At 60.3% G+C, this 17968-nt stretch carries 16 protein-coding genes; 5 read left to right on the plus strand and 11 right to left on the minus strand.

Annotated features, from left to right (window positions below):
• The 3 genes from GSQ82_RS10690 to GSQ82_RS10700 form a co-directional block, all read left to right on the plus strand.
• Positions 1–371: exodeoxyribonuclease VII large subunit (locus GSQ82_RS10690; protein WP_305794667.1), on the plus strand; the 371-nt coding region annotated here is incomplete at its 5' end.
• Positions 372–522: 151 nt separating this feature from the next.
• Positions 523–1869, plus strand: a complete 1347-nt coding sequence (gene glmM / locus GSQ82_RS10695; RefSeq protein ID WP_158792290.1) for a phosphoglucosamine mutase — start codon at positions 523–525, stop codon at positions 1867–1869.
• A gap of 45 nt (positions 1870–1914) precedes the next feature.
• Positions 1915–3396: a PAS domain-containing sensor histidine kinase gene (locus GSQ82_RS10700; protein ID WP_158792291.1), complete on the plus strand. Its 1482-nt coding sequence runs from the start codon at positions 1915–1917 to the stop codon at positions 3394–3396.
• 415 nt (positions 3397–3811) lie between these two features.
• Here GSQ82_RS10700 and hmgA read toward each other — a convergent pair whose 3' ends face one another.
• The 9 genes from hmgA to allB form a co-directional block, all read right to left on the minus strand.
• Positions 3812–5104, minus strand: coding sequence for a homogentisate 1,2-dioxygenase (hmgA, locus tag GSQ82_RS10705; RefSeq protein WP_158792292.1), 1293 nt, complete (start codon positions 5102–5104; stop codon positions 3812–3814).
• Between the two features lie 143 nt (positions 5105–5247).
• Entirely contained in the window at positions 5248–6669 is a 1422-nt protein-coding gene (locus GSQ82_RS10710) for an NAD-dependent succinate-semialdehyde dehydrogenase (protein ID WP_158792293.1), read from the minus strand.
• A gap of 13 nt (positions 6670–6682) precedes the next feature.
• Complete coding sequence (locus tag GSQ82_RS10715) at positions 6683–7936, minus strand: M20 family metallo-hydrolase (protein ID WP_158792294.1); 1254 nt, start codon at positions 7934–7936, stop codon at positions 6683–6685.
• Between the two features lie 21 nt (positions 7937–7957).
• On the minus strand, positions 7958–8692 hold the full coding sequence (allE, locus tag GSQ82_RS10720; protein WP_158792295.1) for a (S)-ureidoglycine aminohydrolase: 735 nt from the start codon (positions 8690–8692) through the stop codon (positions 7958–7960).
• Positions 8685–9941, minus strand: coding sequence for an allantoate amidohydrolase (locus tag GSQ82_RS10725; protein ID WP_158792296.1), 1257 nt, complete (start codon positions 9939–9941; stop codon positions 8685–8687). The genes allE and GSQ82_RS10725 overlap by 8 nt, the downstream gene beginning before the upstream one ends.
• Positions 9942–9961: 20 nt before the next feature.
• Positions 9962–10810, minus strand: coding sequence for a factor-independent urate hydroxylase (pucL, locus tag GSQ82_RS10730; protein WP_158792297.1), 849 nt, complete (start codon positions 10808–10810; stop codon positions 9962–9964).
• Positions 10811–10813: 3 nt separating this feature from the next.
• Positions 10814–11152 carry a hydroxyisourate hydrolase gene (uraH, locus tag GSQ82_RS10735; RefSeq protein ID WP_158792298.1) on the minus strand — a complete coding sequence of 113 codons (339 nt, stop codon included), beginning with the start codon at positions 11150–11152 and terminating at the stop codon, positions 10814–10816.
• Between the two features lie 2 nt (positions 11153–11154).
• Positions 11155–11670 (minus strand): 2-oxo-4-hydroxy-4-carboxy-5-ureidoimidazoline decarboxylase, encoded by a 516-nt coding sequence (gene uraD / locus GSQ82_RS10740; RefSeq protein WP_158792299.1) that lies wholly within the window; start codon positions 11668–11670, stop codon positions 11155–11157.
• 13 nt (positions 11671–11683) lie between these two features.
• Positions 11684–13030: an allantoinase AllB gene (gene allB, locus GSQ82_RS10745; protein ID WP_158792300.1), complete on the minus strand. Its 1347-nt coding sequence runs from the start codon at positions 13028–13030 to the stop codon at positions 11684–11686.
• A 58-nt stretch (positions 13031–13088) separates the two neighbouring features.
• On the opposite strand from allB, the gene GSQ82_RS10750 reads away from it, so the two are divergent.
• Together GSQ82_RS10750 and GSQ82_RS10755 are read left to right on the plus strand one after the other, a co-directional pair.
• The gene (locus GSQ82_RS10750; RefSeq protein WP_158792301.1) at positions 13089–13562 is read left to right on the plus strand and encodes a nucleoside deaminase; all 474 of its coding nucleotides are present in this window, start codon (positions 13089–13091) and stop codon (positions 13560–13562) included.
• A gap of 3 nt (positions 13563–13565) precedes the next feature.
• A complete protein-coding gene (locus GSQ82_RS10755) occupies positions 13566–14882 on the plus strand; it encodes a homoserine dehydrogenase (RefSeq protein ID WP_158792302.1) in 1317 nt (438 codons plus the stop codon).
• 768 nt (positions 14883–15650) lie between these two features.
• Here the strand turns inward: GSQ82_RS10755 and moeB are convergent.
• On the minus strand, positions 15651–16889 hold the full coding sequence (moeB, locus tag GSQ82_RS10760) for a molybdopterin-synthase adenylyltransferase MoeB (RefSeq protein ID WP_158792303.1): 1239 nt from the start codon (positions 16887–16889) through the stop codon (positions 15651–15653).
• Between the two features lie 90 nt (positions 16890–16979).
• The coding region (locus tag GSQ82_RS10765; RefSeq protein ID WP_216847069.1) for a PASTA domain-containing protein at positions 16980–17968 on the minus strand (989 nt) is incomplete at its 5' end.

Here is a 17968-nt window from a genome sequence, read left to right on the forward strand (position 1 = left end):
TCCGCCTCGACTCCGCCACCCACCGCCGTCTCCGCATCCACACCCAGCGCCTCGCCGCCCTCACCGATCGCCTCCGCCGCCAGAACATCGCCACCCGCATCGCCATTACCCACCGTCGCCTCCAAGCCGCCACCCAGCGCCTCCAAACCGTCGCCACCCAAACCCTCGCCACCAGCGAAACCCGCCTCAACCGCGCCTCCACCTGCCTCGAAGCTCTGTCCCCCCTCGCCGTCCTCAATCGCGGTTACGCCCTCATCTACACCGCAGAAGGCGTCATCCTCCGCTCCTCCACCGAAACTGCCCCAGGCGACACCATCCACGCCCGCCTCGCCCAAGGCAGCCTCGAAGCCACCATCAAACAAACAAAATGAACCCACCCTGCCCCGACCAACGGGAGGACCCACCTACCTCATCCACCTCGACAAGGTATACAAGTCACGAAGTGACCTCCCGCCGAGCAGGCGGCCCGTCCGGCAGGACATATCGTCTAAAATTTTTTAACGCAACGGAGACCCGCACCTCATGAAGAAGCTCTTCGGTACCGACGGCATCCGCGCCGTCGCCGGCCAATCCCCCCTCGACGCCCCCACCGTCTACGCCATCGGCATCGCCCTCGGCAAAACCCTCTCCGCCAAATCTCCCACCCCCAAAGTCCTCCTCGGCATGGACACCCGCGAATCCAGCGCCTGGATCGCCGCCACCCTCACCGCCGGCCTCGATGCAGGCGGAGCATCCGTCGAAAGCGCCGGCACCATCACCACCCCCGCCATCGCCTTTCTCACCCACACCCACGGCTTCGCCACCGGCGTCGTCATCTCCGCCTCGCACAATCCCTGGCAGGACAACGGAATCAAGCTCTTCGGCCCCGACGGCTACAAGCTCCCCGACGCCCTCGAGCTCGCCATCGAAGACGAGATCTTCCGCCAGCTCGCCGCCAACACCACCGCGCCAAAACAAACCATCCCGCCCGCCGTCAACGAAGCCGACCGCGCCGAATATGTCCGCTTCCTCCTCGCCGCCGTCCCCGGCCTCTCCCTCGACAACCGCCGCATCGTCATCGACTGCGCCAACGGAGCCGCCTCCGCTGTAGCCCCCGAGCTCTTCGCCGGCCTCGGTGGCGAAGCCATCATCACCCACGCCAGCCCCGACGGCCGCAACATCAACGAAGCCTGCGGAGCCCTCCACCCCGACATCGTCGCCGGAGCCGTCCGCCACCACAAAGCCTCCATGGGCATCACCTTCGACGGCGACGCCGACCGCGCCCTCTTCGCCGACGAGAACGGCAACGTCGTCAACGGAGACGCCGTCCTCCTCCTCGCCGCCCGCGACCTCCAATCCCGCGGCCTCCTCACCAACAACACCGTCGTCGCCACCACCATGTCCAACATGGGCCTCGAAGCCGCCCTCAAGTGCAGCAACATCCACATGCTTCGCGCCGCCGTCGGCGACAAGTACGTCCTCGAACAGATGATCGCCACCGGCGCAGCCCTCGGCGGCGAACAGTCCGGCCACATCATATTCACTGGCCGCAGCACCACCGGCGACGGCCTCCTCACCGCCCTCCTCCTCCTCGACATCGTCCACCGCAGCGGCAAAACCCTCGGCCAGCTCGTCGCCGACCTCAAGGTCTTCCCCCAGGTCATCGTCAACGTCAAAGTCCGCGAGAAAAAGCCCCTCGACACCATCCCCACCGTAGTCGCCGCCATCGCCGCCGCCGAAGCCGAACTCGCCGACTCAGGCCGCGTCGTCATCCGCTACAGCGGCACCGAAGCCCTCGCCCGCGTCATGATCGAAGCCGAATCAGAATCCCTCATGCGTCTCCACGCCGACACCATCGCCTCTGCCATCCGCACCGAACTCGGCATCTAACCTCGAAATAGTTTAGATATCAACGCCGATACTGAGGGAGAGCCATTGGCACCACTTGAACCCGTCGCCGCAGACTCTGACGAGCGTGTGCGAAAGCCCGCGGCCTACGCCTGCGCCTTCATCCTCCCCTTCATCGCCACCTGGATCACAACGCACTATCCCGAATTTCACTCCATCCCCTTCGCCCTCCACTTCGCCTTCATCGCTGGCGTAGCCTCCTTCGGCGGACTCGGCCCCTCGCTCGTCGCCGTCGTCCTCTCCATCGCCTCGTCCAACCCTCACGTAACCGCTTCCTCGAACGAGTGGTCGCTCTCCAAAGAGCACATCGAACGCGCCGCCGCCCTGCTCCTCTGCGCCTTCTTCATCACCTTTCTCGCCTGGAAGCAGCGCCGAACCGAAGCCAAACTTCGCGGAGCCCTGCTCACCCTCCAGTCCCGCACCGACGCCCTCATCGAGGCCCAGCACGGAGGCGAGTCCGCCGCGTGGGTCCTCGACACCGAAACCCACCAGACCCTCTGGTACGAAGGCGGAACCGAGATCTTCGGACGCCCCTTCAAAGAGATGGAGCAGTTCGCCTCCCCCATCGCCCTCGTCTATCCCGAAGACCAGCAGCGCGTCCGCGACATCACCAACGCCGCCATCCAGACCGGCCAACCCCTCCAGATCGAGTTCCGCATCCTCTGGCCCAACGGCGACCTCCACTGGCTCGAGACCCGCGGCGTCCAGGTCACCGGCAGCGGCCACCTCTGGCGCGGCGTCACCTTCGACGTCACCCGCCGCAAGCTCGTGGAGACCGCCCTCGTCCGTTCAGAAAAACTAGCCGCCATGGGCCGCCTCGCCTCCACCGTCGCCCACGAGGTCAACAACCCCCTCGAAGCCGTCACTAATCTCCTCTATCTCGCCCGCCTCGACTCCTCTCTCAGCGAAGACACGCGCTCCTACCTCAACCTCGCCGACGAAGAGCTTGCCCGCCTCGCCAACATCACCCGTCTCACCCTCACCTTCGTTCGCAGCACCGGCGTCCGCGCCCCCATCGACGTAGCCGCCACCGTAGAGAACGTCCTCGGCCTCTTCCGCCGCAAGTGCGATCTCCTCAACGTCGCCATCCAGCGCTTCTACACTCCCGGCGTCACCATCGAGATCCTCGAGCACGAGCTTCGCCAGATCCTCATCAACCTCATCTCCAATGCCGTCGATGCGCTCTCCAAAGAACCCTGCCGCCTGCACCTTCACGTTCACCAACACGGCGACCACGCCGTCATCCTCATCGAGGACAGCGGACGCGGCATCCCGGCCGCCAACCTGCCGCGCGTCTTCGATGCCTTCTACACCACCAAGGGCGAGCTGGGCACCGGCATCGGCCTCTGGGTCACGAAGGAGCTGGTAGAAAAAAACGGCGGTGAGATCTCCGTAGAGAGCGGAGGCCTCAGCGAAGGAATGGCGACGCGCTTTTGCCTGCGGTTTCCCTGCTCAAAAGACTCTGTCCTGCCGGACGGGCCGCTTACTCAGCGGGAGGTCACTTCGTGACGCGTATACCTGCCCATCCCGCGCCGAAGGAATAAGTCCTCCCGTTGGTCGGAATCATCATCCTGCCGACCAACGGGAGGCCCACCCGAAGGGGTATACAAGTCACGAAGTGACCTCCCGCCGAGCAGGCGGCCCGGCCGGCAGGCCATGCATTTGTCTGTCAAGCCCCCAAGCAACGAAAACCCGCGCCAGGCGCGGAGATTCAGGTTGCGTACTAGTTACCCTCCACCCGCTAGAATAGAACTAGAGAACAAAAAGAAAGGCCCGGCGCACCAGCCGGGCCTTATCTCCTTTAGAAACAAATTTTTACCCGTAACCCATATCGAATGAATATTTTACAGGCACCAAATTTAGTATCTCGCTGAATCGAAGCACTTTAGCATAGGGTACCCCCAGGGGTGGGGGTACCCCTTGCTCAGGGACGGAAGTTCTTCTTCAGGTCCTGCCAGCACGTGTAGTACTCATGCTGACGCGCCGCCGTATCCATGGCGAACTTCGTCGGACGGCACACAAACCGCGTCTCGAACATGAACGCCAGCGTGCCCTCCAGCTTCACCGGCTTCAGCTCCGCCTTGCTCGCCCGCTCAAAGGTCTCCGCATCCGGCCCATGCCCGCTCATGCAGTTATGCAGGCTGGCCCCGCCCGGTACGAAGCCCTCGGCCTTCGCGTCATACTCGCCCTTCACCAGCCCCATGAACTCGTTCATGAAGTTGCGGTGAAACCACGGCGGACGGAACGTATGCTCCGCCACCAGCCAGCGCGGAGGAAAGATCGCGAAGTCCACGTTCGCCGTCCCCGGAATCTCGCTCGGCGAAGTCAGCACGGTGTAGATCGAAGGGTCCGGATGGTCGAAGCTCACCGAGTTGATGCAGTTGAACCGCGCCATGTCGTACTTGCACGGCGCGTAGTTGCCATGCCACGCCACCACGTCCAGCGGCGAGTGGTCGAAGTCGGTCGCCCAAAGATTGCCCTGAAACTTGGCAACCACCTGGAAACGCCCGTTGTCGCGGTCGTCGTAAGCAGCATGAGGAGTGTGAAAGTCCCTACTGTTCGCCAGTCCGTTCGCGCCGATCGCACCCAGCTCCGGCAGCCGGAACGTCGCACCGTAGTTCTCCAGCAGATAGCCCCGCGCCTGCGCATCCAGCAGCTCCACGCGGAACTTGATGCCGCGCGGCACCAAGGCAATCTCGCCCGGCGAAAGCTCTAGAATGCCCAGCTCGGTATGCAGCATCATCCGGCCAAGCTGAGGCACGAACATCAGCTCGCCGTCCGCGGTGTAGAAGAAGCGGTCGGTCATGCTCTTGTTCGCCGCATAGATGTGGATCGCGACACCCGAGTGCATGGTCAGGTCGCCGTTGCCCGCCAGCGTCGTCAGACCGTCCACGAAATCCGTCGGCGCAGTCGGCAGAGGAAGCGGATCCCAGCGAAGCTGGCTCGGCGTCGTCTCCTGCTCGTCGAACGGGCTCGACCGCACCATGCCGTTGCCGATCCGCCCGTAAGGCTTGTGCATCACCGACGGACGAATGCGATACGTCCAAGTCCGGCGGTTCAACAGCCGGGGCGCAGTGAACGGACTACCGCTCAACTGCTCGGTATAAAGTCCCAGCGGAGCCTTCTGAGGAGCGTTCTGGCCAACAGGCAAGCCGCCTGGGTGGGCCTCGGTAGCAAATTCATTGCCGAAGCCGCTGAAATACTTAAGATCGGACATAATTCTCTCCGGTTGAAAGATACATCTGCTCCACCAAGCTTCCCGACGAACCAGGACCGCTTCGAAGGAACACCGTAGCTTATCCGAAAACAACCGCCTCGTGTTTCACAAGGCCGTGAAAGAAGGGAATTGCGGAAGGCGAATCAGTCCGCAGCGTCAGAAAGGTACGCATCGCCCGAGATCTCGTTCACCGAACCGGCCGAAGCGATCACCACCGTCTTCGCGTTCAGGAACTCTCGCATCCCCGCAGCCGACAGCTCGCGCCCATAACCGGAACGCTTGATGCCTCCAAACGGCAGACGCGGATCGCTTGCCACCATGGCGTTCAGGAACACGCCGCCGCACTGCAGCTCCGAGACCAGCCGCTGCTGCTCTGCCGGATCGCGCGTCCACGCTGAAGCGCTGAGCCCGAACGGCGTATCGTTAGCCACCGCGATCGCCTCATTCAGGTCCTGCACGCGGAAGAGCATCGCAACCGGTCCGAACAGCTCCTCGCGATACACCGCGGAGCTGCGCGGAACGCCCGTCAGCACCGTAGGCTCGAAGTAGTTGCCCGCGCCCAGCATCCGTTCGCCGCCCGTCAGCACACGCGCGCCGGCCCGCGTCGCCGCCTTCACCTGCGCCTCCAGATGCTCGACCATCTGGACCGTAGCCAGCGGACCGATCTCGGTCCCCTCCTTCATGGGATCGCCCACCCGGACGGCCTCCATGCCCGCAACAAAACGTTGTTCAAACCTGTCATAGATCTCATCCGCAACGATGAATCGCTTGGCGGCAATACACGACTGACCGCTGTTGACGCACCGCGCCTGCACCGCGGTCTCAACCGCAAGATCAAGGTCGGCAGAAGGCATCACGATAAACGGATCGCTTCCACCAAGCTCCAGAACCGACTTCTTGATCAGCCATCCAGCCTGCGCGCCGATAGCTCGCCCAGCTCGCTCGCTGCCCGTCACCGTCACCGCGGCGATCCGGTCGTCGCCGAGCACCATCTCGACCTGATGTACCTCCAGCAGCAGACTCTGGAAGGTGCCTCGGGGAAATCCTGCACGTCGCACCAGCGACTCGATCGCGAGCGCGCACTGCGGCACATTAGGCGCATGTTTCAGCAGAGCGACGTTGCCTGCCATCAGCGCAGGCGCCAGAAAGCGGAAGACCTGCCAGAAGGGAAAGTTCCACGGCATCACGGCAAGCACAACGCCAAGCGGATCCCAGCGCACGTAGCTGTAGTGGTCACCTCCGGGAATAGACTCCGGAGCCAGCATGCGTGCCGCGTGATCGGCATAGTATCGGCAAGCGTTCGCACACTTCAGGATCTCGAATCGAGCGCCGTCGATCGGCTTGCCCATCTCGAGCGTGATCAATGCAGCAAGATCGTCCGTCTCATGCTCAAGAATGGCCGCGAGTTTACGCATGCACAAAGCACGATGTTCGAGTGGCACATTCGGGTAGTCGCGGAACGCCTCGGCGGCAAGTGTGATCTTCTGCCGCGCCGCCTCATCGCTGAGCGGGTTGAAGCTGCGGATTAGTTTGCCGGTTGCGGGATTGATGGATTCGATGGCCATGCGTGGTTGGTGTCTACTCTGCTGCTAGCTTAGCAAGGACTGAGGCAAGTACATATGTTCCTGTGGAGATATCGCCCGGAGAAGCATACTCGTCCGGCCGATGACTGACGCCGTTCCGGCAGGGTATGAAGATCATGGCGATGGGCGCAATCCGAGCCATGAACAGGGAATCGTGGTAAGCGCGGCTGACCATCCTCTTGCAGGCGATGCCTTGCTCGCGGCAGATCTCTTCCAGGTACTGAATGGTGTGAAGAGAGCACTGCGCCGGAGAATCCGCGTTGACCAGTTCCTCCGCAATCGTAAAGCCGCGGCGCTTGCGGATTTCCTCGCAGTCTCGCCGCACGGCCTGCATGACGCCTTCGCGCCGAGCAGGATCGGTATCGCGGATGTCGAGTTGCAGCACAACACGGCTTGGAACGCTGTTGACTGCGCCCGGATAGACATCGCAGACCCCGACAGTCGCAACCGTATCGATCGCGCCAGTAGCGAGAGCGTGTCTCTCGATGGACAGGATCATCTCCGCAGCAGCACAGAGCGCATCCTTACGATCCGGCATCAGCAACGCTCCAGCATGTCCGCCGAAGCCTGTAATCGTAAACCGGTAACCAGCGGGAGCCGCGATGCTAGTAACAATGCCGATAGGAACTCCTTCACGCTCCAGCAGAGGCCCTTGCTCGATATGGAGTTCAACCCACGCATGATAGTAGTTGTCCGGCAGCCGGACCGAAGAGAGCGTCCCTGAGAACCCTGCTGCGCTGCGGACATCGGCCAGCGTACTCTCGCCCTTGTCCTTCATCGCGTCGGCGCGGTCAGCATCGAGCGTGCCCGAAAGCAGGCGACTGCCAAGACAACCGATGCCGAATCGAGTCGGCTCCTCCGAGGTGAACACCACAAGCTCAATGGAGCGTCGAGGCCGCAGCCCGCTTCGCTTGAGTGCGCGCATCGCCTCAAGTCCACCCAAAACGCCCACGGTTCCGTCGTACATACCCGCATGCGGAATCGCATCGATGTGAGAGCCAGTGGCCACTGCAGGCAGCTCAGGATCGATGCCTGTCCAGCGGATGAACGTATTGCCAACAGCATCTTCCCTGATCGAAAAGCCCTCCGCAAGCGCAAGCTCCTTCACCCAGGCGCGAGCGTGAAGATCATCGGAGGTAAAGACAACACGCGTGACCGAAGTGCCATCGCGAACTGGTTCAGCATCTGTGTAAGTAGACAGAGTGTTGAGTTCGTTGAGTAACCGCACCTGGTCAATCTCAATCTGCATGCTTCAAGCTCCTGATTGCGACTAGACCAATGGATTCCTATTCCAGTCCTTGTAGATAAGGTACTTCGCAGGTCGCTTGCCGATAGCACCAAACCACTGCGGGCAATACGGCCCCATCCAGATGAAGTCGCCCGCTGCTACTGGATGCCACTGTTCGCCGAGTCGATATATACCTCCACCTTCAAGCATAAGGAGGCCATGTTCCATAACATGAACCTCAACCATGCTGAGCGCGGCGCCCGGCTGGTAAGTCATCGTGTTGACGGCAAAGTCGAAGGACGAAGAGTTTGGCAACAGGTTGCGGACCTGAAGATCAGGGTCGTCGTTGAGCGGGACCGATAGCACTTTATCCTCGTGGCCTACGAGTACATCCGGAGATGCTGTGGAGCCCAGACTCTCGTAAGGCTTTTCAATAACTGCAAGCCGCGTCGTCTGCTGGGCTGTAAGAGTATGGGGACAGTCCTCAGGAAGATATGCATAACTGCCAGTAGTGAGCGGATGAAAGATCGTCTCAGTTGCTAGATCTGCGGCACCCTCCAGCACGTAAATGAAACGCTGATTCGATGTGATGCCGAGGTTGCCGCCAGGTTCAAGATCCGCGCTATATTGCGTGAAGGCTGCACCACCTGCAGGTGAGATATGCACTACGGCGGTGGCGTGTTCCATGCCGGGCAGTACTGTTCGCACGAAAGTATCCGGGGTATGCAGCAGATGGCCACGTTGGCTGGTGCTGCGGGTATATCCGAGCTTATGCATGATGCTCCTTAGGGATTGCGATATCGCCGCGCAGCAGTTCAAGGAACTCCATTGCCGTGGCGAGCGCCGCTTCGACATCTGTCGATAACACGGTTTCGTCGGGATGATGGCTGAGTCCCCCAGGACTACGTAGAAAAAGCATGGCAGAGGGGACATAAGGGGCGAGGATCATAGCGTCGTGACCCGCTCCACTGACCATCCTTCGGCTAGTAATGCCTGCGCGCGTCGCTGCCTCTTGAAGGATGGCGGCCAGTCTCAGATCCAGCGGCACAGCGGATTGATCCAATTGGCTAAACGCCGTGACTCGGACTCCACGCTTCGCCGCAGCTTGCTCCGCGCTTTGCTGGAGAGTGGCCACAGCTAATTTACGGATCTCATCATTAGCGTGGCGCACGTCCAGCGAAGCTGGTACATGCCCTGCGATGACGTTTCCGGCACTGGGCGATACTTCAATCTTTCCGACAGTTGCGACCAGACCGTTGTATGAGCCAGCGTACTGTTCCACAGAGACGACCCACTCGGCAGCGGCTGCCAAAGCGTCATGCCGTAGATGCATGGGCGTAGTTCCAGCGTGATTTGTCTGGCCTGAAAAAGTCAACTGCATCCGAGTCTGGCCGACCAGCGCTTCGACAACCGCCAGCGGAGTCTCTTCACTCTCGAGTACAGGACCCTGTTCAATATGTAGCTCGAGATAGGCGAAAGCCTCTTCCGAAAGAATGGCTTCCGGGATCTGCGCGGGATCAAGCCCAAACGCTCGAATAGCCTCGCTGACGCTTATGCTATCGCAATCCTTTAGCGCGAGTATCTCGGCATCGAGCTTTCCTACGACAGCTAGGCTTCCGAGGAATGGCTTGTTGAAGCGCACCCCTTCTTCCTCTGAAAAGCCGATGACTTCTATAGCGAAGGGGAGATGTTTCCCACGCAACTGCTCGACGATCGAAATACCTAGAACGACGCCAAGGGTGCCGTCGAACGCGCCTGCGTTCGGAACCGTGTCCAGATGCGAGCCGATGATCAGCCGAGGCGATTTCGGCGAAGAGCCTGGCCAGAACGCACGTAGATTACCTGCTGCATCCACATGCACTGTCATACCGATGCCCTCCGACCATCTCCTAAGCAACGCATGCACGGCGTGCATCGATTGCGTCAGAAAGAAGCGAGTCGTCTCGCCCGAAACTTCAGTGAATCCCGCGATCTCTCGACAGCGAGCAATGACGAAGGCAGCGCGATTTATCTTTGTGCTTGTCATAGTTACGTGTATGTGCGGGCTTATGGCCTGCGTCGAACCTTCGCCTCGATGTACCCGTGCGGCTCGTCAGTAGGCACAAAGATCTCGTTCGGGTTGTCCTGGCCAAAACGAGAGAGGTCAACGAGAAGGCAGTGCTTGTTTGGCATTGTGATTTCTATCTCATCTATCTCAGGCACTTCGCTGAGGGCGCTTTCAGCCATTGCATAGAGAGTCTGTTGCACGGATTTGCTGTTGTGATCTGCGAAGGTGCGAAGAATGGCCTCGCGAAGAGTTGTACGTACAACCTCGAAGTCCAGAACAAAAGAAATGTATCTCCACCGCGCACTGACGGCAGTACCAAAGAGACGGTCTTTGGTCTCTGGCAGAGTAGTAAGTGAGTCCTTGATATAGCCTTCGAATCCAGAGTTCGCCGTCTTAAGTAGGACAAGCTGATCGAGCCCCGAGAGGATGTGAAACTTCCTGCCCTGGGTCTTCTCTACATTGGTGATCTGAAGCTCGTTACTCCCCCGCATGAACGCACTCGGATGCGGCTTGCAATCGACGGTGAGGCGTTTCCATAAAACGCTTTCGACTTGAATCGATACCGATTCGACCTGTTGATTACGCTCGAGCAGAAAGTCTGCGAGTTCCATTGCATATTCCTCCATAGAGGGAGCTGTGGAAGTCCGAGCAATGGAATAGACAGTGTTTTTCATCGTATCCGTCGGCAGAATTTTGCTATTGTCACCGTTGAGATGAGCGGCGTCGAAGTCGCCTTTCAATAGCACCTGAACAGTCCATTCATAGATCTCATGACCATACTCGTGACGCGTGACCTTCATCAGGCGAACACAGGACTTTCCATACCGATTTTCAGCGAGTTCAATCATCGGTCAACTTCCTCGATAGGTGGTATAGCCGTTCGTGGTGAGGAGCAGTGGAATGTGATAGTGCTGTTTGTCATCCGATACGACAAAGGCGATCTCAACATAGGGATAAAGGCCTTTCTCTGCATGTTGTTCAAAGTAGAACGCAGTGTCAAAATGAACGCGATACGTGCCCGGCAGCAGGAGTTCCCCAGGAGGCAGCAGGTATTTGCAGCGGCCATCCCCATCGGTGATTGCCTCGTGAACGGAGATCCACAACCCGTTTGACATCCGAGAGAGCGAGACAGGCATTGAGATAGCTGGCTTGCCGCGTGTCGTATCGAGAATATGTGTTGAGATACCCATGGCTATTCTGCCTCCAGCCAGCGTCGAAGACGAAGCTCGGTAATCTGGCGTTGTTGTTCCACAGTCTCATGGAGTTCGCTGGCGGCGTCGTTCAGCGTCCTCATATTCAAGATATCGAGGATCTCGGCGAGCGTCTTGCCGGAGGCGCAGACTATGAAGACCCAGCCAAATTTTAGTTCGTATCGCTGATTTGCTTCCTCTAACATGAGCTTCGTGGAATCATCAGGAGAGAGAGCGGTCTGCTGTTCTTGCACTGACCATTGCAGGGACTTGTCTGTGGCATACGACTGCGCCTGTCTCTGCCCAATGCGTGGGTGACTCCCAAAAGCCTCCTGCCAATCCATCTCTGGCAGAGCGAACCAAATCTCGGTAGAGAAAGCGGCCAGAGAAGCTTCATCAGCGAAAGGACGTCTGGAAGCTAGTGCTGCAGCCCATGCTTGGGAGCCGCAACAGGAAAGGATTTCACGAGTCGCATCCTCATGATTTAGCGAGTTCCATCGAACCAGGGCTGGGTTCATATGCGTCTGAATACTATAACGTGATCTCACGTCCCGACGGCGCCAGAGTAAAACTCCCGTCGCTATATACGAGCTCGCCGCGGAGGTACGTCGCTTTCACCAAGCCAGTTAGAGACTCTCTCATGTACGGAGATACTACGTGACGGTAGTGCAGTATCTCAGGAGTGACGACAAACCGTGTCTCCATATCGAGGATGACGAAACTCGCGTCACGGCCGGCTTCGAGTATTCCTGCGCAGTGTCGAAGTCCGGCGAGCGCTGCTGGAGAGGCACACATCCAGCGGACAAGATCGTTGAGCGTGAACTTCCGACGCAAGCACTCGGTATAGATGACGGGCAACGCAATTGAGAGGCTGGCGATTCCACCCCAAGCCAGATCGAAGCGCCCAGACTCTTCGCTTTTCATCTCCGGCGGACAAGGCGAGTGATCAGTGACTATCATGTCGATGATTCCGTCGTGTAGGCCTCGCCACAGTGCGTCCTGGTTCGCCTGGCTTCGAATTGGTGGAGCGCACTTCAACAGTGTTTCTCCGTCTGCGATCGTCTCCGCAGCGAAGTGTAGATAGTGCGGGCAGGTCTCCACTGTAATGGGTAGGCCCTCAGCACGGGCGTTGGCTAATTCTGGTAAGGCGGACGCGGTGGAGAGATGAACGATGTGGAGGCGGAAGCTATATTGTCGGCATAGCCTGATCATCAACCGAATGGCCTGGAGTTCGGCCTCGTCCGGTCGCGATGCCAGGTAGGTCTGGTATCTCCGCCAATCTGCATCGCGTAAGCGCTCTACAGCTGCGTCGATAGGACCGGCGAGTTCCGCGTGTACCAGAAGAGGAAGTCCAGACTCGGCGATGAAAGGCAGTGCGGCTTCAAGCTGTTGCTGGTCGATCATGGTGAAGCCATCGCAGCCTGGATAGATGAGGAAGCACTTGAAGCCCAGAACTCCTGCGCGGGCCAGCGGGAGGAGGTGCTGCTGGTTGTCCGCGACTGCTCCGCCCCACGCGGCCCAGTCGACGAAGCATTCGCCCTTGGCGGCTCGGCGCTTCTGCTCGAGGGCGTCTACGGTTGTGGTCTCGGGCAGGCAGTTGAGGGGCATGTCGACGAGTGTGGTGTAACCGCCGGCTGCGGCTGCGCGGGTGGCGGTGCGGAAGCCTTCCCATTCGGTGCGTCCGGGCTGGTTGATGTGGACGTGCGTGTCGACGAGTCCGGGCAGCAGAGCGTCTTCGCCGCAGTCGTGAATGGTCGCATCTGCGGGGATCTCGCTCTGTCTACAGATGGCGCGTATGCGGCCGTTCTCTACCAGAAGCGCGCCCTCGCGTGTGCCTTGTGGTGTCACGATGCGTTTGGAGAGGAAGGCATGTGCCATAATCTGATTATCCCGTAACTCTAGTCGCATCCAGCGTACAACGAGGATCATCATCCAGATGCAAGGTAATCCAGTGTTTATGCAGAGGGCAATCGCGCTGGCGACGGAGAACGTCACCTCGGGCCGCGGAGGTCCGTTTGGCGCGGTCATTGTGCGCGGCGACGAGATTGTCGCGAGTGGCGCGAACCTTGTGACTTCCACGAACGATCCAACGGCGCATGGCGAGATTACGGCGATCCGTAACGCATGTGCCGCGCTCGGCAGCTTTGAACTCTACGGTTGTCAGATTTATTCCAGCTGCGAGCCTTGTCCGATGTGTCTTGCGGCGATCTATTGGGCTCGTCTGGAGGCGATCTTCTACGGCTGTTGTGCGGCGGATGCTGCTGCTGCTGGCTTTGACGATGCTTTTCTCTACGGCGAGATGAAGTTTCCTATCGACAAGCGCAAGATTCCTGCAGTGAATCTATTACCGGGAGAGGCGATCTCAGCCTTTGACGCATGGCGCGCGCAATTCGACAGAATCGACTACTAAGAGATGGTGATGAAGAAGAAAAAGCAGAGTTCAGGCAAGCAGGCGGGGACGGGGGCTGTGGCAAAGGTTGCGTTGCTCGGGTTCGGGACGGTGGGTGCTTCGGTGGCGCGTGTGCTGGCGGCGTCGAAGTTTCCGGGGTTGCAGCTGACGCATATCTTCAACCGCAATGTGGCGCGCAAGGCGGGCTCCGAGGCGGCGAAGGCGGTTCCTTCGTCCGTTGTGTGGACGGAGGATATCGATGTGATCCTGCGTTCGGATGTCGATATCGTCGTGGAGCTGATGGGCGGGTTGAACCCGGTGGAGGGCTGGCTGCGCAAGGCTCTGTCGTCGGGCAAGTCGGTGGTGACGGCGAACAAGCAGTTGATCGCGTATCGCGGTCCGTCGCTCGAAAAACTTGCTGCGAAGCATGGCGTGTACCTGGCGCATGGTGCGGCAGTTGCTGGTGGCGTGCCGGTGATTCCTGGTATGTTGCAGGGTCTTGGCGGTGATCAGGTGACGCGTCTGAGCGGCATTCTGAATGGGACGTGCAACTACATTCTGAGCCGCATGGAGGCCGGGGCGGACTATGCGACGGTGCTGGCGGATGCGCAGCAGCTTGGCTATGCCGAGTCTGATCCTTCGGTCGACGTGGACGGCTACGATGCGCGGGCCAAGTTATGCATCCTGTCGCGGATCGCGATGCATGCGGAGCTCGATCCGGACGCGGTGGCGACGCAGACGATCTCGGAGGTGGAGTCGATCGACTTCTCTTACGCCAAGGAGTTGAACTGTACGATCCGGCAGATCTCGCGTGCGGAGCTCGATGGCAAGGTGGTGCATGCGCGGGTGGCACCGATGCTGGTGCCGCTGGCCTCTCCGCTGGCGTGGTCGCATGGGACGCAGAACATGGTTGTGGTCAGCGGCAGGTTCGGCGGCGACGTGGTGTTCTCGGGCCATGGCGCGGGCGGCGAGCCTACGGCGGTTGCGGTGGTCTCGGACCTGCTGGCGGTGGCGCAGGGTTGCACGACGGTGAAGCTGCCGGTGCGCAGGCGAGAGGTTGTGGGCGACTTCATGGCTCCGCACTATATGCGCTTCGTGGTGGACGATAAGCCGGGGATCGTGTCGGCTATCTCGGGCGCGCTGACGAAGGTTGGGGCCAACATCGACTCGATTCTGCAGCGGCGGGGGTATCCGAAGCACCGGCTGCCGTTTGTGGTGACGACGGAGCCTTGTTTGACCTCGACCATCGAGCATGCGCTGGCTTCGATTGCGCGCATGGATTGCATGTTGGAGCGGCCGCTTTGTCTGCAGATGCTTGAGATTGAAGACAAGGCGGAGTAAACGGGTTGAGGGTACCCCCACCCCTGGGGGGTGACCCTTTGATAAACTGTTTATTTACAATGATTTGCATATTTTGCAGTCTGTAAAATCGTCATTCGAGATGGGTTACTGCTAAAATTGTCTTTCTAAAGGAGATAAGGCCCGGCTGTGCGCCGGGCCTTTCTTTTTGTTCTCTAGTTCTATTCTAGCGGTTGGAGGGTAACTAGTACGCAAGGGGAAGGGGAATCTGTTTTATTTACAAGGAGTTGGGTGGGTTTGGGGGTTGACAGGGTTTTGGGCAGGTTAGGGAGGAGAGGCAAAAACAAAGACAATATTTAGTCGCTTCGGCTTCGCCTTTCGCTCCGGCCTTCGGCAGAGTGGAGGGGGCTTGGGGGTGGGTTTTAGACGCGAGGCTGAAGCCTCGCTTTACCTCAGGTGCAAAGGCAACTGCGGATCCTTGCCAAGTGACGGACAGAGGGGCTACGACGAGTGCAGCGCAAGTGCAGCGGCAACGGCAAGTTTAACCGCAACAGCAGGTTCCTTCGCTTCGCTACGGAATGACAAACAAAAGGGCGGGCAACAGCAAGTGCAGCGACAACAGCAAGTGCAGCGACAACAGCAAGTGCAGCGACAACAGCAAGTGCAGCGACAACAGCAGATTCCTCCGCTTCGCTGCGGAATGACAAACAAAATTGCGCTGCGGAATGGCAAACAAAGGGTGGGCAACGGCGAGTGCAATAGAGACGGCCTGGGTAGGGAGCCCAGGCCGTTGTTGGGTTGTTGTGGGGATTAGTACTTTGGCAGGGAGGGGTCGATCTTGTCGGCCCAGGCGAGGATGCCGCCGGTGAGGTTGGAGATGTTGGTGAAGCCGGCTTGTTTGAGGGCGAGGGAGGCTCGCTGGCTGCGGGCGCCGGACTTGCAGTGGACGATGATCTCGGCGTCTTTCTTTCCGGCGAGTTCTTTGGTGGCCAGTTCGGAGGCGCGGCGCTCTACTTCTCCTACGGGGATCAGTGTCGCGCCGATATTGACGATCTGGTACTCGTGGGGTTCGCGGACGTCGAGGACGAAGATGTTCTCTTTGGCGTCGAGTTTGCGCTTGAGCTCCTGTACGGAGATCTGCGGGATGCCATCGACGACGGGAAGGTCGGTGACAGCCTTGTCGCGGGAGACTTCGAGGGGGCCGACGGAGCTGGGCGGGGTGATGCCGCAGAACTGGTCGTAGTCGATGAGTTCGGTGACGGTGGGGTTGGGGCCGCAGACGGGGCACTCGGGGTTCTTGCGGAGCTTGAGGGTGCGGAAGCTCATGCCGAGGGCGTCTACGAGGAGAAGCCTGCCAATCAGAGGCTCTCCTATTCCCAAAATGAGTTTGATGGTCTCGGTGGCCTGGATGACTCCGACGAGGCCGGGAAGGATGCCGAGGACGCCGCCTTCGGCGCAGGAGGGGACGAGGCCGGGCGGTGGCGGTTCAGGGTAGAGGCAGCGGTAGCAGGGGCCTTCCTCGGTGCCGAAGACGGAGGCCTGGCCTTCGAAGCGGAAGATGGAGCCGTAGGCGTTGGGCTTTTTGAGGATGACGCAGGCGTCGTTGACGAGGTAGCGGGTCTGGAAGTTGTCGGTGCCGTCTGCGATGACGTCGTAGTCCTTGAAGATCCCCATGGCGTTAGCCGAGGTGAGCATGGTGTTGTGCTTGACGACGTTGACGGTGGGGTTGAGGCCCTTGAGCATGATCTCGGCGGAGTCGACCTTGAGCTTGCCGATGGTGGCGGTGGAGTGGATGATCTGGCGTTGGAGGTTGGAGGCGTCGACGGTGTCGAAGTCGACCAGGCCGATGGTGCCTACGCCGGCGGCGGCGAGGTAGAGGGCGAGCGGGGCGCCGAGGCCTCCGGTGCCGACGCAGAGGACCTTAGCGGCTTTGAGCTTCTGCTGGCCTTCCATGCCGACCTCGGGGAGGATGAGGTGGCGGGAGTAGCGGGCGATCTCATCGTTGGTGAGCTTGGGGAGTTCTACGAGTTCTTCGGTCAGTGTGGGCATGGGCGTTCCTTTGTTTGTTTAATTCTAGATGCTTTTGGGGGTCGGACGGCTCATTTGTCCGGGTGTGTGTATTAGGAGGGCGGTGGGTTGTTAGTTGGTGAGGGTGATGTGGACGGGGTCGCCTTTGACGACGCGGTGGCCGGAGGGTGGGCTTTGGGCGACTACGGTGCCGAAGGAGACGGGTTGGGCGGTGGATGTGGCGGCTGGCTGGGGTGTTGGGGTGGTTGGGGTTGCCGTGGGCGCTGTGGGTGTGGTGGGGGCGTTGAGGGATTCGGCGCTTACGATGTGGAGGCCGGCGGCGGTGCAGCGGGCGGAGGCTCCGGCGAGGGTGAGGCCGGCGAGGGAGGGCATGACGAATGCCTGGGGGGATTCGGGGCTTTCGATGACGTCTTGTGGGAGGTCTTGGGAGGGTTCCTGTGAGCTGTCTTGTGGGTCGGTGCGGGCGGCGGATGAGGTTGCGGACGAGATTGGGCGGGTGTCGGGGGGGCTTTCGCTGATCAGGAGGCTGACGCGGGGGCGGTCGACGCCGGTGGCGTTGGGGCTTGGGGTCTGGGCGAGGATGACGCCGGCGGGGCCGGGTGCGGAGATGCGGGCGACGACGCCGAGGTCGAGGGCGAGGCGTCGGATGTTGATGGAGGCGGTGCGCTCGCTTTGGCCGAGGACGTTGGGGATGGAGACCTCCTGCGGGCCGAGGCTTTCGGTGACGCGGACGGGCCACTCGCGGCGGACGGTGGAGCCGGGGGCGGGGAACTGGGCGAGGACGTGGTCGGGTGGGGTGGTGGGGGAGTAGAAGCGGTTTTCGAGGTTGAGGCTGAGGCCGAGGGAGGAGGTGAGACGGCTGGCTTCGGCGAGGGTGAGGCCGGTGAGGTTGGGGACTTTGACCTCGCGGCCGTGGATGGCGAGGCGCATGGCGATGAAGGCGGAGACGAGAGCGACCATGAGCATGGCCAGGGCTCCGAAGAGAATGTTGAAGAAACGGTTGATGCTGGAGATCTTCATTTTCATTGTCAGGATATCGGATGCGGGTTTTTTGGGGTGGGGCGGGTGGGGTTTGGTGACGGTAACGGCAGGAGGAACAG

Origin of the sequence: Granulicella sp. L60, assembly GCF_009765825.1 — a bacterium.
Taxonomy (GTDB): Bacteria; Acidobacteriota; Terriglobia; order Terriglobales; family Acidobacteriaceae; genus Edaphobacter.

Coding starts and splice junctions, on each gene's coding strand:
- glmM (WP_158792290.1), top strand. CDS start 523: ATGAAGAAGCTCTTCGGTACCGACGGCATCCGCGCCGTCGCCGGCCAA.
- hmgA (WP_158792292.1), bottom strand. CDS start 5,104: ATGTCCGATCTTAAGTATTTCAGCGGCTTCGGCAATGAATTTGCTACC.
- GSQ82_RS10710 (WP_158792293.1), bottom strand. CDS start 6,669: ATGGCCATCGAATCCATCAATCCCGCAACCGGCAAACTAATCCGCAGC.
- GSQ82_RS10715 (WP_158792294.1), bottom strand. CDS start 7,936: ATGCAGATTGAGATTGACCAGGTGCGGTTACTCAACGAACTCAACACT.
- allE (WP_158792295.1), bottom strand. CDS start 8,692: ATGCATAAGCTCGGATATACCCGCAGCACCAGCCAACGTGGCCATCTG.
- GSQ82_RS10725 (WP_158792296.1), bottom strand. CDS start 9,941: ATGACAAGCACAAAGATAAATCGCGCTGCCTTCGTCATTGCTCGCTGT.
- pucL (WP_158792297.1), bottom strand. CDS start 10,810: ATGATTGAACTCGCTGAAAATCGGTATGGAAAGTCCTGTGTTCGCCTG.
- uraH (WP_158792298.1), bottom strand. CDS start 11,152: ATGGGTATCTCAACACATATTCTCGATACGACACGCGGCAAGCCAGCT.
- uraD (WP_158792299.1), bottom strand. CDS start 11,670: ATGAACCCAGCCCTGGTTCGATGGAACTCGCTAAATCATGAGGATGCG.
- allB (WP_158792300.1), bottom strand. CDS start 13,030: ATGGCACATGCCTTCCTCTCCAAACGCATCGTGACACCACAAGGCACA.
- GSQ82_RS10750 (WP_158792301.1), top strand. CDS start 13,089: ATGCAAGGTAATCCAGTGTTTATGCAGAGGGCAATCGCGCTGGCGACG.
- GSQ82_RS10755 (WP_158792302.1), top strand. CDS start 13,566: ATGGTGATGAAGAAGAAAAAGCAGAGTTCAGGCAAGCAGGCGGGGACG.
- moeB (WP_158792303.1), bottom strand. CDS start 16,889: ATGCCCACACTGACCGAAGAACTCGTAGAACTCCCCAAGCTCACCAAC.